The organism is Luteimonas soli (genome assembly GCF_042648865.1).
GTDB classification, from domain to species: Bacteria; Pseudomonadota; Gammaproteobacteria; order Xanthomonadales; family Xanthomonadaceae; genus Luteimonas; species Luteimonas soli.
Genome location: NZ_JBHRYA010000007.1, coordinates 823,685 through 837,960, shown reverse-complemented (window position 1 = coordinate 837,960; position 14,276 = coordinate 823,685). Strand labels below are relative to the sequence as shown.

Sequence of the window (14,276 nt, the reverse complement as noted above, 5' to 3'; positions counted from 1 at the left end):
GGCGCCGCGATCAGAACTTCACGCCCACCTCCACGCCATACGTGCGCGGCTCGCTCACGCGCGCGCCAACCGTGCCCAGCACCGTCTTGCCATAGGTGCCCAGCGAGTTGATGTACTGGTTGTCGAGCAGGTTGCGGCCGTACAGCGCCCAGGTCCAGTGGCCTTGCGCCGAGGTCCACGCGATGCGCGCATTGGTCAGCTGCTGCGACTCGCCCAGGTCCAGCGCCGGGCTGATGCCGCAGGTGCCCTGCGACTGCGACTCGTCGCTGCAGCGCGTCGCGCCGCGATAGGCGTGGCGCAGGGTGAAGCGCAGGTCGCCGGCGTCGTTCATCCGCCACAGGTAGTCCAGGCCGATCGCCGCCGACCATTTCGGGATGCCGGTGGGCTGGCCGCTGACGTCGATGCCTTCGGGCGTGACGTAGTCCTTGTAGGTCGAGTCGATGTACGACGCATTGAAGTCCAGCGCCAAGCCGTCGGTGGCCTGCCAGCGGGTGTCGAAGTCGACGCCGAAGGCTTCCAGGTCCGAGGTGTCGACCACGTAGCGCGGGATCGACGTGGTCATGTCCAGCCGCACCGCCTGGCGGTTGTCATAGACGTAGTAGAACGCCGAGGCGTTGTATTGCAGGCGCAGGTCCGGGAACGCCTGCTTGATGCCGGTTTCGAAGTTCCACACGTCCTCGTTGTCGAAGTCGCTGCCGATCTGCAGCGAGTTGAAGCCGCCGGCCTTGTAGCCCTTGGCCAGCGAGGCGTAGCCCATGGTGTCGTCGTTGAAGTCGTAGTCGACGACGAAGCGCGGGCTCACGTCCGTCCACGAGTTGGAGGCCTTGTTCAACACGCCCTTGTTGAGCATCGCCGGCGGATCGATGAAGGCGATGTCGAACATGAAGGTGTCGGGCGAGATCGGCAGCCCCATCTGGTTGAGCGCGGCGAACAGGCCGATCGCGTCGAGCTGCGCCAGCGTCGCGTCCAGGGTCGGCGCCGAGCGCGGGTTGTTGAGCCAGGTGAAGTCCTTCTCGTCGCGGGTCCAGCGCAGGCCGAAGGTCAGGTTGAGCCGGTCGGTGGCGTGCCAGATCACGTCGCCGAACAGCGCGTAGGCCCTGGTGTCGCCGGTGTTGATGAACTTCTCGTTCCAGCGGTGCCCCATCAGGCTCAGCGGGATCCCGTTGGCCGCGGCCACGTCGCTGACGAAGCCGAACAGCCGGCCCTGCGGGTCGACCTGCGGCGGCAGGCCCATGCCGAGGTTGCGCACGATCGTGTCGACCGCGTCGGTGTAGGAGTTGACCTCGCTGGTCTGGTCGGCGCTCTCCTTGAAGTAGCTCACGCCGGCCACCCAGTCGAGGCGGTCGCTGCTGCCGTTGAACTTGAACTCCTGGTAGACGCTGGTGTTGCTCTCGGTGTTGGTCGAATCCACGTACAGGTCGCGCCGGTTGGTGCCGTCCTCGTCGACCGCGGCATTGGCCGAGTCGTAGTCGCGCCATGACGTGGTGGAGGTCAGGCCGCCCCATTCGAAGGCGTGGTCGACGATCAGCGTCACGCCGTCGAAGCGGCGGAACTCGTTGCTGCCGACCGCGTCGCTGACGGTGGGGATCTTGCGCGGATCGAGGTACGCCGACTCGTCCACCGGCAGCGCCGGGATCCCGGGCGCCGCCGGCAGCGCGACGACGCCGGTGGTCGCCACCGCGCGCTGGTCGAGGCTTTCGTGGTCCCAGCTGACGATGGCCGTGGTGTTGTCGCCGAAGCGGGTGCGGAACGCGGCGCGCGTGGCCCAGTTGTTCTCCGGGTTGAGGTGCTCGCCGGTGACCGCGTCGTCGATCCATCCGTCGGCATGGTTGAACAGGCCATTGATGCGGAATGCGGAATCCTCGCCCACCGGCTGGTTGAACATCGCCTCGAAATACTGCTTGCCGTAGTTGCCTAGGCGCAGCTTGGCCCGCGCTTCCTGCTCGTTGGCCGGCTTGCGGGTAATGATCGAGATCGCGCCGGCGGCGGTGTTGCGGCCGAACAGCGTGCCCTGCGGACCCTTGAGCACCTCGATGCGCTCGACGTCGGTGAACGGCAGCAGCACGCCGCCGCCGCGGCCGGCATAGACCCCGTCGACATAGACGCCCACGGCCGGATCGGTGCCGATGCCGAAGTCGTCGGTACTGATGCCGCGCAGCTCGAAGCTCGGCTGCGTGGGCTGCTGGCTGTTGACCACCAGCCCGGGGATGAAGCTGTCGAGGTCGCCGAGGTCTTCGGCGGCGACGTCTTCGATGACCTGCGCGTCCACCACCTGCAGCGCGATCGGCACGTCCTGCAGTTCCTGCTCGCGACTCTGCGCGGTGACGATGATGCGGTCGAGCGTCTGCGCCTCGGCGACCGGCGCGGACACGGCCGCCGGCTGCGCCTGCGCGGGCTGGTCGGGCGGCTGCTGCGCCAGCGCCGCCAGCGGCACGGCGCACGCGCCGAAGATGGCGCGGCGCAGGCAGGTGCACAGGATCCCTTGTTTCAGCGACATCGCGTTCTCTCCCTTCCCCGGTGGATGGTGCTGCACGTTGTCATGCGTCGTGGCCGCGGCGTTCCGCGTCCGTCTCAACCCTTTCCGCAATCCCCTTCCATCTGCGCGATCCAGGTGCGGATCAGGTCGACTCCTTCGCGATGGACCACGTCGCGGCCGACCTCCGGCATCCGCACGCCGGGGTCGTCGCTGGCCATGCGGAAGGCCAGGATCGACGCGTCGGCATTGCCGGGCACGATATCGAAACGATGCCCGCCCGTCCCCTGCCCCGCCGCGACGGACGGCTTGCACAGGCCCAGGTGCCGTGGCGGGTGTTCGCCGGCGTCCAGCCACAGGCCCGAGGTATCCGCGGGGCCGTGCGCGTTGTGGCAATGGCCGCAGTTGATGTCGAGGTAGGCACGCGCACGGTCGTCGAGGCTGGCGTGCGCAGCGTCGCGCCAGTCGGCGTTGCGCGGCACGCCGTCGGCCGGCACGCCCTGCAGGTAACCGATCCGCTGCAGGTGCGCGAGCTGGTTCTCGCGCCCGCCGGCGTAGTCGTAGTCCTTGTCGAGGTGCCGCGCCTTCGGCCCCAGCGGCTTGGTGTCGCGCGTGGTGTTGTTGCTGGCGTGGCAGCCGGCGCACTGGTTCTGGTCGGGCACCTCGTAGGTGAAGTCCTCGCGGCTGCCGTCGGCGGCGACCAGCTGCAGCGGCACGTCGGCGCCGGTGCGTTCCAGCGTGGCTTCGGTCTGGGCGTCGTTCCAGACGTAGGGGATCGCCACCCAGCCGGCCTCGCGGCGCACCAGCAGGCGGGTCTCGATCATGCGCACGTTGCGCAGGTCCAGGCCCTCGCCGGCGCGATCGTGCGCGGTGTCTTCGGTGCGCGCGACCGCGTCCTTGCCGTCGGCGAGCGGGTAGAAGAAGGTCTTGCTGATGATGGTGCCGACCGGGAAGTCGAGCGCCTCGTGCGCCTCGTAGCGCGCATGCACGCCTTCGGGCATCCACACCGTGCGCAGCTTGTGCGCGTAGTCGCTGAACAGCGGCGTGTTGAGGTCGAACGGCACCACGCGGTCGTTGAGCGCCAGCGCGTCGCCGGCGCGGTAAACGACGTTCCAGTCGCTGAGCTTTTCCGGGTAGCCGTCGGCGTGGAAGGTGACGGGGGCGGGGGCAGGACTGCAGGCGGCGACGCACAGGACGAATGCGCCAACCAGTCCCCGCATCGTCATTCCCGCGAAAGCGGGAACCCAGCGACTTCGTGTTCTTCCTGCCCGGAAGACGTCCGGCGGAAGCAAGGAAGTCGCTGGGTTCCCGCTTTCGCGGGAATGACGACGTTGGAGCGGGCCTGCCATCGCGCCGCTCAACCCCGCTTCAACTCCACCGCCGCCAGCGGCTCGAGCGTGCAGTCGAACGGCTTGGCATCGGAGGTCGGGTTCTTGAACTTGTTCGGCGCATCGGCGTTGACCACGCCCGACGCCCCCTGCACGCAGATCTGCGGGCCTTCGGCGCGCTCGCCGTTGGCGTAGCCGTCCCAGAACACGTCGGGGAAATGCCCGCGCAGGCCGAACATCGCCACCTTCAGCGCCTTCAGGTCCAGCCCGTCGGGCGAGTCGCCGCCGCCGGAGAAGCGGTTGTCGTGGATGAAGATCCGCTCCGGGTACGGGTCGAACGCCGCCGAGGGTTTGTACTTGCTGTCGTAGCCGGCCGAGTAGTGGCTGGCGATCAGCACGTTGGCGGTCTTGTTGTCGGCGATCTCGTTGCCGAAGATCTCCACCGCGTCGTTGGACATGATCACCACGCCCGAGCCGGCCGGCACCGCGGCCACCGCCGTGCCCTCGCGGCCGAAGTTGTCGTGGTTGTTGGCGACGATGCGGTTGTCGAACACGCGCGTGGTGTGCCCGGGCTGCGGCAGGTCGGGCATGTTGAACACCAGGATGCCTCCGGTGTTGCCGGTGGCGACGTTGTCGTGCACGTCGGCACGGATGCAGTTCTCGATCTCGATCCCGGCCACGTTCTTCTCGGCGCGGTTGCGGCGCACCACCACGTCCTGCGACTGGCCGACGTAGATGCCGGCATCCGACGCGCCGATCACCACCGAGTCTTCGATCAGCACGTTGCGGGTCTGCACCGGGTACAGGCCGTAGGCGCCGTTGTCGGTGTCCGGCCCGTTGGTCCACTCCACGCGCACGCCGCGGATGGTGATGTTCTCGCCCTCGTTGACCTTGACCCCGTCGCCCCTGCTGTCCTCGATGGCGAGGTTTTCCAGGGTGAAGTCGTCGGCGGTCACGATCAGCCCCTCGGCGCCGCTGCGCTGGCCCTTGAAGCTGAGCACGGTCTTGTCCATGCCGGCGCCGCGGATGGTCACCCCGTCCACGCGCAGGCTGAGGCTGCGGTCCAGCACGTGGCGACCGGCGGGGATCTCGATCACGTCGCCGGGCTTGGCGTCCAGCAACTGCTGCTGCAGCACCTTCTGGTAACCGGCGTCCGCGACCGGCGGCGCGGCGGCCTCCTGGCCCTGGCCGCAGGCAGCCAGCAGCGCGCAGGCGGCGAATGTCGACAGCGTCGTCTTCCACATCGGTGGCGTCCTCCCCGGCCGGCGCGTGACGGCGGCCCCTCCATGACAGTCTCGACCGGGCAGCCCGCGCGCGTGGAGGGCATTGGCGGCATACTCACGGGGGGCAAACCGGACAAACTGGCTGCAATCGCATGCAACGCAACGCCGTCGACCCGCGCCTGACCACCGCCAGCATCGCCACCAACATCCTGTCGGGCCTGTGCCTGATGGCCGAGGAGCGCGGCATCGCCTGCGGGCACTGGTTCGCCGGGCTGCCGCTGGCGCGGGCGCAGGTGGACGATGCCGCGGTGCGGGTGTCGTACCGCCAGGCAAGTCGCGTGGTCCAGCGCGCGCTGCGCGACCTGCCCGACGCCGATGTCGGCCTGTGCTTGGGTCGCCAGCAGACCACCGCCAACTTCGGCCTGCTGGGGCTGGCGATGATGACCGCGCGTACCTTCGGCGACGCGGTGGCGATCGGGCTGCAGTACTCACCGGTCTCCGGCAGCCTGATGGACCTGGAGCTGGACGCCTCCGACCCGGCCGCGCTTGCCCTGGTGGCCAGCCCGCGCGCGCCGGAGGAGGCGATCCTGCCGTTCCTTTGCGAGGAGCTGTTCGCCAGCACGCTGATGCTGTGCCGCGGGCTGGTGGGGCCGTCGTTCCGGCCGCTGCGGCTGGAACTGGCGTATCCGGCGCCTGCCTACGCGCAAGAGTACGAGGCGTTGTTCGAGTGCGAGGTGCGCTTCGGCATGCCGCGCAACCGCAAGCTGGTCGACCCGGCCTGGCTGCCGCGCCGGCTGCCGGCCTGGAACCCGGTCAGCGCGCAGCAGGCGTTGGCGCTGTGCCGCGCGCAGATGCCGCGCGGGCCGGCCAGCGGCGAGATCGTGGCCGCGGTGCGCCAGCTGCTGCGCGCGCGCCTGCACGAAAACCCGGGCCTTGGCGACATCGCCGCCGAACTGCACCTGACCGAACGCACCCTGCGCCGGCAGCTGGTCGCGGCCGGCAGCGGCTTCCGCCTGCTGCACGACGAAGTGCGCAGCGAACGCGCGCGCGAATTGCTGCGCGCCGGCGACCTGCCGATCGCCCAGGTTGGCGCCAGCGTCGGCTTCCGCGACGCGCGCGAGTTCCGGCGCGCGTTCAAGCGCTGGACCGGGCGCACGCCGAGCGCGATGCGCGGCGGGTCGTAAGCCCCCGGCGTTGATCGGGGGTTCTTTGTGGGAGCGGGTGGCCGATGGACAGGATCAGCCGGCGACCATCACCGCATCGACCTCGAACGCCGCGCCCTTGGGCAGCGCCGAGACCTCGATGGTGGAACGCGCCGGGTATGGCTGGCTGAAGTATTCGGCCATCACCGCGTTGACCTCGGCGAACTGGCCCAGGTTGGTCAGGTACAGCCCCACGCGCGCGACGTCATCGAGTGAACCGCCGGCGGCCTCGCACACGGCCCTGAGGTTGTCGAACGCACGACGTGCCTGGGCGCCGATGTCGCCGGCGACCAGCTCGCCGGTGGCCGGGTCGATCGGGATCTGGCCGGACATGTAGACGGTGTCGCCGCAGCGCACGGCCTGCGAATACGGGCCGATGGCGGCGGGGGCGTTGTCGGTCTGGATGGGCTGGCGCATGTGGATGCCGGGAATAGGGAATCGGGAATGGAGAATCGTAAACGCAAAAGCCGGTTCAGCGGCTTTTTCGATTCCCCATTCCCGATTCCCTATTCCCGGCCCTACGGCCCTACAGCCGCTGCACCCCATGCACCACCTGCAGCCGCCGCGTACGCCGGATCACGTCCGCCAGGTGCTTGCGGCTCTTGACCTCGATCGAGAAGCGGATCGCCGCGACGTTGGTGTCGCGCTCCAGGTATTCGACGCCGTCGATGTTGGAGTGCGCCTCGGCGATCGCCGCGGCCACCTGCGCCAGCACGCCGGGGCTGTTGTCCACCTCGACCCGCAGCGCGGCGCCGAAGTCGCCGCTGACCTCGCGGTCCCAGCCGATCGCCACCCAGCGCTCGGGCGACTTGCGATAGTCGGCCACGTTCGGGCATTCCATGCGATGCACCATGATGCCGCGGCCGGTGGTGTGGTAGCCCATGATCTCGTCGCCGGGGATCGGCATGCAGCACGAGGCGAAAGTGATGATGCCGCGCTCGTTGCCGGTGATCAGGATCTTGTCGCCGCTGCGCGGCATCGCGCCGGTGTCGAGCAGGTCCAGCGTGCCGCCCTCGTCGCGGGTCAGCGCCTGGGCGACCTGCGCCGGCATCCGGTTGCCCAGGGCGATGTCGGCCAGCAGCTCCTCCAGCCGCGGGTAGCGCAGCTCGCCCAGGTAGGCGTCCAGGCGCGGGGCCGGCAGGCGTTCGAGCGAGCTGCCGAGTTCCTCGAGCGCGCGGTCGAGCATGCGATGGCCCAGCCGCACCGCGTCCTCGTGCTCGAGGTGCTTGAGCTGGTGGCGGATCGCGGTGCGTGCCTTGCCGGTGACCACGAATTCCAGCCATTGCGGCTTGGGCATCGAGGATTTCGCGGTGACGACTTCCACCTTCTGCCCGCTCACCAGCTTGGTGCGCAGCGGCACCAGCTTCTTGTCCACGCGCGCGGCCACCGCCTGGTTGCCGACATCGGTATGCACCGCGTAGGCGAAGTCGAGCGCGGTGGAGTTGCGCGGCAGCGACAGGATGTCGCCCTTGGGCGTGAACAGGTAGACCTCGTCCGGGAACAGGTCGACCTTGACGTTCTCCAGGAATTCCAGCGACGAACCGGTCCCGCGCTGCGACTCGAGCAGGTTGCTGATCCACGAATGCGCGCGCACCTGGGCGCTGTTGGGCGCCTCGCCGCCGTGCTTGTAGGTCCAGTGCGCGGCGATGCCACGCTCGGCGATCAGGTCCATCTCCTGGGTCCGGATCTGCACCTCGATCGGCGAGCCGTAGGGGCCGAACAGCACCGTGTGCAGCGACTGGTAGCCGTTGGCCTTGGGAATGGCGATGAAATCGCGGAAGCGCCCGTCCAGCGGCTTGTACACCGAATGCACCACGCCCAGCGCGTGGTAGCAGTCGGCCACGGTGCCGACGATGATGCGGAAGCCGAACACGTCCATGACCTGGGTGAATGTCTTCCCCTCGGCCTGCATCTTGTTGTAGATGCTCCACGGCGACTTCACCCGGCTCACCAGCCGGTGCTGCAGGCCTTCGTTGGCCAGCTTCTGCGCCAGCTGCGCCTCGATCCGCGCCAGCGCCTCGCGCCGCAGCAGCGGCTGGGCGCGGATGCGCTTTTGCAGCACCGCGTGGCGGATCGGATGCAGCGCGCGGAAGCCCAGGTCCTGCAACTCGGACTTGATCAGGTTCATGCCCAGGCGCTGCGCGATCGGCGCGTAGATCTCCAGCGTCTCGCGGGCGATGCGCTCGCGCGCCTCCGGCGACTGCGCGCCCAGGGTGCGCATGTTGTGCAGGCGGTCGGCGAGCTTGATCAGGATCACCCGCAGGTCGCGCGCCATCGCCAGCAGCATCTTGCGGAAGCTCTCCGCGGCCGCCTCCTGGCGGTCCTGGAACTTGAGCTTGTCGAGCTTGGTGACGCCGTCGACCAGTTCGGCCACGGTCTCGCCGAACTCGGCGGCGAGCTGCGCGCGGTCCAGCGGCGTGTCCTCGATGGTGTCGTGCAGGATCGCCGCGACCAGGGTCTCGACGTCGACGTTCTGCTCGGCCAGCACCCGCGCCACGGCCACCGGATGGGTGATGTAGGGCTCGCCCGACTTGCGCAGCTGCCCGGCGTGCGCCGCCGCGCCTACCGCCCAGGCCCGGCGCAGCAGCGCGCGCTGCTCGGCAGGCAGGTACTCGGCGGCGCGCTCCAGGTCGAGGACGTAGTCGGGGACGGCGTCGTCGGCGGGGGTCGCGTGCTCGAGATGGGCGGGCTCGGCAGGGGTCATGGGGCGAGCCTAAGGCCTCAGGCCGGGATTTGGGAATCGGGATTTGGGATTCGGGATTCGGAAAGGCCAAGGCGGTGGTCGCCGCGGCCCAGCCGCGTTCAGGGGGCCGGAAACGCAACGGCCCCGCTTTCGCGGGGCCGCGTTCGATCCGGCACTGGAGGAAAACGCCGGGATCCGCTTTTCCGAATCCAAAATCCCAAATCCCGATTCCCGGATTCCTACAGATCGTCGCCCTTGGACATGTCCTCGTCGGCGACCACCTCGGCGGCGGCCCATTCCAGCGCCTCGCGCTCCTTGCGCTCGCGTTCGGCCTTGTCGACGGCGTCGATGTAGTCCTGGTCGATGCGGCGCGCGGCGATCTCGCGCAGGGCGAGCACGGTCGGCTTGTCGTCGTTCTCGGCGTTGTCGATCTGCGCCTCGACGCCATTGGCGAGCTGGCGCGCGCGCTTGGCGGCCATCATCACGAGTTCGAAGCGGTTGTCGACCACTTCCAGGCAATCTTCCACGGTAATGCGGGCCATAACACTCCCGGCGGCCGGTCGGGCCGTCGATCAAAGGACAGGGGACCGCGGATTTTACGGGATCGACCGGCGCCGGCACAAGCGTCCCGCCGGAAAATCAATCACTTGCGACCCATTCTACGCCCACAATCCCGTGGGAGCGGCTTCAGCCGCGAGCTTTTCTTTCGACCAGCCCCAAGAGCTCGCGGCTGAAGCCGCTCCCACAAGGGCACGAAGAGCCCTGACGCCTACTCCCCGGCCAGCAGGTTCCGGATCAGCTCCGCGTGGCGCCCCGCCTGGACCTCCCGGCGCAGCCGGCTGGCGGCGAAGATCGTGCACATCTCGTCGACGGCGGTGTCGAAGTGCTCGTTGACGATGACGTAGTCGAACTCGTCGTAGTGCGACATTTCCTCGCGCGCGGCGGCCAGGCGCCGGGCCATGACTTCCTCGCTGTCCTGCCCGCGCTTGCGCATGCGCTGGTCGAGGGCCTCGCGCGACGGCGGCAGGATGAATACGCTCACCGCCCCCGGCACCTGCTCGCGCACCTGGCGCGCGCCCTGCCAGTCGATCTCCAGCAGCACGTCGCGGCCCTCGGCCAGGCGCGACTCCACCGCGTGCTTCGCCGTGCCCTTCCAGTCGCCGTGCACCAGCGCGTGCTCGAAGAAGTCGCCGGCCTCGATCATGCGCGCGAATTCCTCGCGCGAGATGAAGTTGTAGTGCTCGGCGTGGCGCTCGCCCGGCCGCGGGTCGCGCGAGGTGTAGGAGATCGACAGGCAGACGTTCGGGTCGCGCGCCAGGCAGGCGTTGACGATGCTGGATTTCCCCGCACCGGACGGCGCTGCGACGATGAACAGGGTGCCGCGCGAAAAGGGGCTGGGATCCGGGATCTGGGGACTGCTCATTGGCATGGATGATGGTACGACTCGTCTGCGGATAGCCCTGGAGCGGGCGCGACTGCGGACAGGAAGATGCCCCAGCCCCCAGTCCCCAGTCCCCGGCCCCCGCTATTCAATGTTCTGCACCTGCTCGCGGATCTGGTCGATCAGCACCTTCAGCTCCACGGCGATGTTGCTGGTGCGCGCGTCGACGGACTTGGAACCCAGGGTATTGGCTTCGCGGTTGAACTCCTGCAGCAGGAAGTCCAGGCGGCGGCCGACCGGCTTTTCCTGGGTGAAGATGCGGCGGATCTCGACGACGTGGCTGTCGAGGCGGTCGAGTTCCTCGTCGACGTCGAGCTTCTGCAGCCACAGCACCAGTTCCTGCTCCATGCGCCCGGGGTCGGCCGCCTGCGCCAGGTCGGCGATGCGCGCGTCGAGCTTGGCGCGCTGGCCGGCGCGGATCGCCGGGATCAACTCGCGCACCTGCGCGGCCTGCGCGGCGATGCCGTCGACGCGTTCGAGGATCGCGGCCACCAGCGTGCCGCCTTCCCGCTCGCGCGCGGCGATGAAGTCGTCGAGCACCTCGTCCAGCAGCGCCAGCGCCTGCGCGTGCAGCTCCGCGGGATCACCGGCCGTCGACTGCAGCACGCCGGGGAACTGCAGCACCTCGGTGAACTGCGTGCGCATCCCGGGGAAGCGCGAGTCCAGGTCGCCCGCAAGCGCGCCGAGCTGCTGCAGCAGCGCGTCGTTGACCTGCAGGCTGCCGCCGCCCTCGCCGGCGCGCAGGCGCAGGGTGAGGTCGACCTTGCCGCGCGACACCCGCGCCGAGACGCGCTGGCGCAGCGCGGGTTCGAGCAGCCGGAGTTCCTCGGGCAGGCGCACGCCCAGTTCGAGGAAGCGGTGGTTGACCGCGCGCATCTCACAGCCGAGCGCGCCCCATTCGGTGTTGCGCTCGCCTGCGGCGAAGGCGGTCATGCTGCGGATCATGCGTTGGCAACTCGTGCGGTTACAGTCGCAAAGTATGCCACCGCAGGATCGTAGGTCGGGGCTACGCCCCGGACCCGGACTGAAAGACGCAGTAGGTCGGGGCTACGCCCCCGACGCGCGGTGCACCGGGACCACGAGCCGTCGGGGCGTGACCCCGACCGCGGATCAAGTCCTGGGCACGCTCTACGTTAGACTCACGCGCCCCATTTCGCGATTTGCCCATGAACTTCATTGCCCGCCCCAGCGGCCGCGCGCCCGACCAGTTGCGCGAGGTGCGCATCGAGCGCGCCTTCACCCGCCACGCCGAAGGCTCGGTGCTGGTGAGCTTCGGCGACACCCGCGTGCTGTGCACGGCCAGCGTCGAGAACCGCGTGCCCGGCTTCCTGCGCGGCAAGGGCGAGGGCTGGGTGACGGCCGAATACGGCATGCTGCCGCGCGCCACCCACACCCGCAGCGACCGCGAGGCCGCGCGCGGCAAGCAGGGCGGGCGCACGCTGGAAATCCAGCGCCTGATCGGCCGCTCGCTGCGCGCCTGCGTCGACCGCGGCCTGCTCGGCGAACGCACCATCACCCTGGACTGCGACGTGCTGCAGGCCGACGGCGGCACCCGCACCGCGGCGATCACCGGCGCCTACGTGGCGCTGGTCGACGCGGTGCAGGGGCTGCTCGACAGCCGCGCGATCAAGCCGCCGTCCTGCAACCGCCAGCCGATCGTGGGCGCGGTGGCCGCTGTGTCGGTCGGCATTTATCGCGGCGTGCCGGTGCTCGACCTCGACTACGCCGAAGACAGCGACTGCGACACCGACATGAACGTGGTCATGAACGACGGCGGCGGCTTCATCGAACTGCAGGGCACGGCCGAAGGCCACGCCTTCCGCCGCGACGAACTCGACGCCCTGCTGGCACTGGCCGACTCCGGCTGCACGCAGCTGTTCGCCGCACAGCGCGAGGCCCTGGCGCGCTGATGCGCCACGATCGCGTCGCTCCGCGCACGTCATGAAGCTGGTCATCGCCAGCGGCAACGCCGGCAAGCTGGCCGAGTTCCGGCAGCTGCTCTGCGACGCAGGCATCGACTCCGTCGCGCAGGGCGAACTCGGCGTCGAAGACGTCGAAGAGACCGGGCTTTCCTTCGTCGAGAACGCCCTGCTCAAGGCCCGCCATGCCGCGCGCGAAACCGGCCTGCCGGCGCTGGCCGATGACTCCGGCCTGTGCGTGGACGCGCTGGGCGGCGCACCGGGGCTGTACTCGGCACGCTACGCCGGCACCCACGGCGATGCACGGGCGAACATCGACAAGCTGCTCGACGCGCTGCGCGAGGTGCCGGACGAGCGCCGCAGCGCGCACTTCCACGCCGCGATCGTGCTGCTGCGCCACGCGGAAGACCCGCAGCCGCTGATCGCCGAAGGCAGCTGGCACGGCCGCATCCTGCACGCGCCGCGCGGCGACGGCGGCTTCGGCTACGACCCGGTGTTCCTCGACCCCGGACGTGGCCGGACGGCGGCCGAACTCGAGCCGGCGCTGAAGAACCGCATCAGCCATCGCGGCCTGGCGCTCGCGGCGCTGCGCGAGCGGCTGGCGCTCTTGTAGGGGCGGCGGAAGCCGCGAGCTTTGCTCCCTGGCAGGGGGAGGCTGGGAGGGGGCGGTCACCGTTCGGGCGATGCCAACGGCACCCCTCCCCGACCCTCCCCTGCGAAGGCAGGGGAGGGAGCAAAGCTCGCGGCTTCCGCCGCTCCTACAATGCCTGCCATGCTCACCCCGCCGCCGCTGTCGCTCTACGTCCACCTGCCCTGGTGCGTGCGCAAGTGTCCGTACTGCGACTTCAACTCGCACGAGTTCCGCGGCGCCGGTGGCACGCCGCCGTTCGCGCAGTACGTCGAGGCGCTGCTGGCGGACCTGGACCACGACCTGCCGCTGGCCTGGGGCCGCACCGTGCACAGCGTGTTCTTCGGCGGCGGAACGCCGAGCCTGTTCCCCGCCGAGGCGATCGATGCGTTCCTGCAGGGCGCCAGCGCGCGGCTGCGCTTCGCGCCAGGGCTGGAGGTGACGCTGGAAACCAACCCGGGCACCGCCGAGCACGGCCGCTTCGAGCACTACCGCGCGGCCGGCGTGAACCGGCTGAGCTTCGGCGTGCAGACCTTCGATGACGCCGTGCTGCAGCGCCTGGGCCGCATCCACGACAGCGCCGAGGCCGATGCCGCGGTGAAGCTCGCGCGCGACGCCGGCTACGACAACTTCAACCTCGACCTGATGTACGCCCTGCCCGGCCAGACGCTGGCGATGGCCGAACGCGACATCGAGCGCGCGCTGGCGCTGCAGCCGGCGCACGTCTCGCACTACCAGCTCACGCTCGAACCCAACACGGTCTTCGCCGCCAGGCCACCATCAGGCATCCCCGACGAGGACGCGGCCTGGGACATGCAGGAACGCTGCCAGGCGCTGCTCGCCGACGCCGGCTACACGCAATACGAGGTCAGCGCCTACGCGCGGCCCGGCATGCAGTGCGCGCACAACCTCAACTACTGGCGCTTCGGCGACTACCTCGGCATCGGCGCGGGCGCGCACGGCAAGCTCACGCTTGGCGCCGAGCAGGCAATCGTGCGGCGCTGGAAGCACAAGCACCCGACGGCATACCTGGCCGTGGCCGGGACCGCGCAGGCGATCGGCGGCGACGAGCGCATCGAACCGGCGCGCCGGCCGTTCGAATACATGCTCAACGCGCTGCGCCTGGTGGAAGGATTCACGCTGGCGCGGTTCGAGGCGCGCACCGGCCTGTCACGCACGACGATCGCCGCGCCGCTCGAACGGGCCCGGGCGAACGGCTGGCTGGAGACCGACGGCGACCACGTGCGGCCAACCGCGCTGGGACGCCGTTTCGGCAACGACGTGATCGCGCTGTTCCTCGATGCCTGAGGCCACTGGCGCCGGCGCCGGGCCCGGTCGCCAGTCGCTGGCCGAATGCCCGTTCGGAATCCGTATGCTGG

12 protein-coding genes are annotated in these 14,276 nt (G+C 69.6%); 4 read left to right on the top strand and 8 right to left on the bottom strand.

Going from position 1 to position 14,276, the window contains the following annotated elements; all coding sequences use genetic code 11:
• Positions 1-10: 10 nt before the first annotated feature.
• The 3 genes from ACFONC_RS11115 to ACFONC_RS11105 all read right to left on the bottom strand — a co-directional run bounded on the left by ACFONC_RS11115 (position 11) and on the right by ACFONC_RS11105 (position 5,045).
• The gene (locus tag ACFONC_RS11115; protein WP_386744042.1) at positions 11-2,497 is read right to left on the bottom strand and encodes a TonB-dependent receptor; all 2,487 of its coding nucleotides are present in this window, start codon (positions 2,495-2,497) and stop codon (positions 11-13) included.
• Positions 2,498-2,571: 74 nt separating this feature from the next.
• On the bottom strand, positions 2,572-3,693 hold the full coding sequence (locus ACFONC_RS11110; protein WP_386744041.1) for an SO2930 family diheme c-type cytochrome: 1,122 nt from the start codon (positions 3,691-3,693) through the stop codon (positions 2,572-2,574).
• A gap of 137 nt (positions 3,694-3,830) precedes the next feature.
• On the bottom strand, positions 3,831-5,045 hold the full coding sequence (locus ACFONC_RS11105; RefSeq protein ID WP_386744039.1) for a parallel beta-helix domain-containing protein: 1,215 nt from the start codon (positions 5,043-5,045) through the stop codon (positions 3,831-3,833).
• A gap of 131 nt (positions 5,046-5,176) precedes the next feature.
• Between ACFONC_RS11105 and ACFONC_RS11100 the strand changes: the two genes are divergently transcribed.
• Positions 5,177-6,208: an AraC family transcriptional regulator gene (locus ACFONC_RS11100; RefSeq protein ID WP_386744037.1), complete on the top strand. Its 1,032-nt coding sequence runs from the start codon at positions 5,177-5,179 to the stop codon at positions 6,206-6,208.
• Between the two features lie 54 nt (positions 6,209-6,262).
• On the opposite strand, the gene ACFONC_RS11095 is transcribed toward ACFONC_RS11100, so the two are convergent.
• The 5 genes from ACFONC_RS11095 to ACFONC_RS11075 form a co-directional block, all read right to left on the bottom strand.
• Positions 6,263-6,643: a RidA family protein gene (locus ACFONC_RS11095; protein ID WP_386744035.1), complete on the bottom strand. Its 381-nt coding sequence runs from the start codon at positions 6,641-6,643 to the stop codon at positions 6,263-6,265.
• Positions 6,644-6,752: 109 nt separating this feature from the next.
• On the bottom strand, positions 6,753-8,930 hold the full coding sequence (locus tag ACFONC_RS11090; protein ID WP_386744034.1) for a RelA/SpoT family protein: 2,178 nt from the start codon (positions 8,928-8,930) through the stop codon (positions 6,753-6,755).
• A 218-nt stretch (positions 8,931-9,148) separates the two neighbouring features.
• Positions 9,149-9,451: a DNA-directed RNA polymerase subunit omega gene (gene rpoZ / locus ACFONC_RS11085; RefSeq protein WP_386744032.1), complete on the bottom strand. Its 303-nt coding sequence runs from the start codon at positions 9,449-9,451 to the stop codon at positions 9,149-9,151.
• A 227-nt stretch (positions 9,452-9,678) separates the two neighbouring features.
• Complete coding sequence (gmk, locus tag ACFONC_RS11080) at positions 9,679-10,332, bottom strand: guanylate kinase (RefSeq protein WP_386744030.1); 654 nt, start codon at positions 10,330-10,332, stop codon at positions 9,679-9,681.
• Positions 10,333-10,434: 102 nt separating this feature from the next.
• Positions 10,435-11,295, bottom strand: a complete 861-nt coding sequence (locus ACFONC_RS11075; protein WP_386744029.1) for a YicC/YloC family endoribonuclease — start codon at positions 11,293-11,295, stop codon at positions 10,435-10,437.
• A gap of 221 nt (positions 11,296-11,516) precedes the next feature.
• Here ACFONC_RS11075 and rph point away from each other — a divergent pair, with 221 nt between their 5' ends.
• The 3 genes from rph (at position 11,517) to hemW (ending at position 14,205) form a co-directional block, all read left to right on the top strand.
• A complete protein-coding gene (gene rph / locus ACFONC_RS11070) occupies positions 11,517-12,260 on the top strand; it encodes a ribonuclease PH (RefSeq protein ID WP_386744027.1) in 744 nt (247 codons plus the stop codon).
• Positions 12,261-12,291: 31 nt separating this feature from the next.
• Positions 12,292-12,882, top strand: coding sequence for an RdgB/HAM1 family non-canonical purine NTP pyrophosphatase (gene rdgB / locus ACFONC_RS11065; protein ID WP_386744026.1), 591 nt, complete (start codon positions 12,292-12,294; stop codon positions 12,880-12,882).
• Positions 12,883-13,041: 159 nt separating this feature from the next.
• A complete protein-coding gene (hemW, locus tag ACFONC_RS11060; RefSeq protein ID WP_386744024.1) occupies positions 13,042-14,205 on the top strand; it encodes a radical SAM family heme chaperone HemW in 1,164 nt (387 codons plus the stop codon).
• The last annotated feature ends 71 nt before the right edge of the window (positions 14,206-14,276 follow it).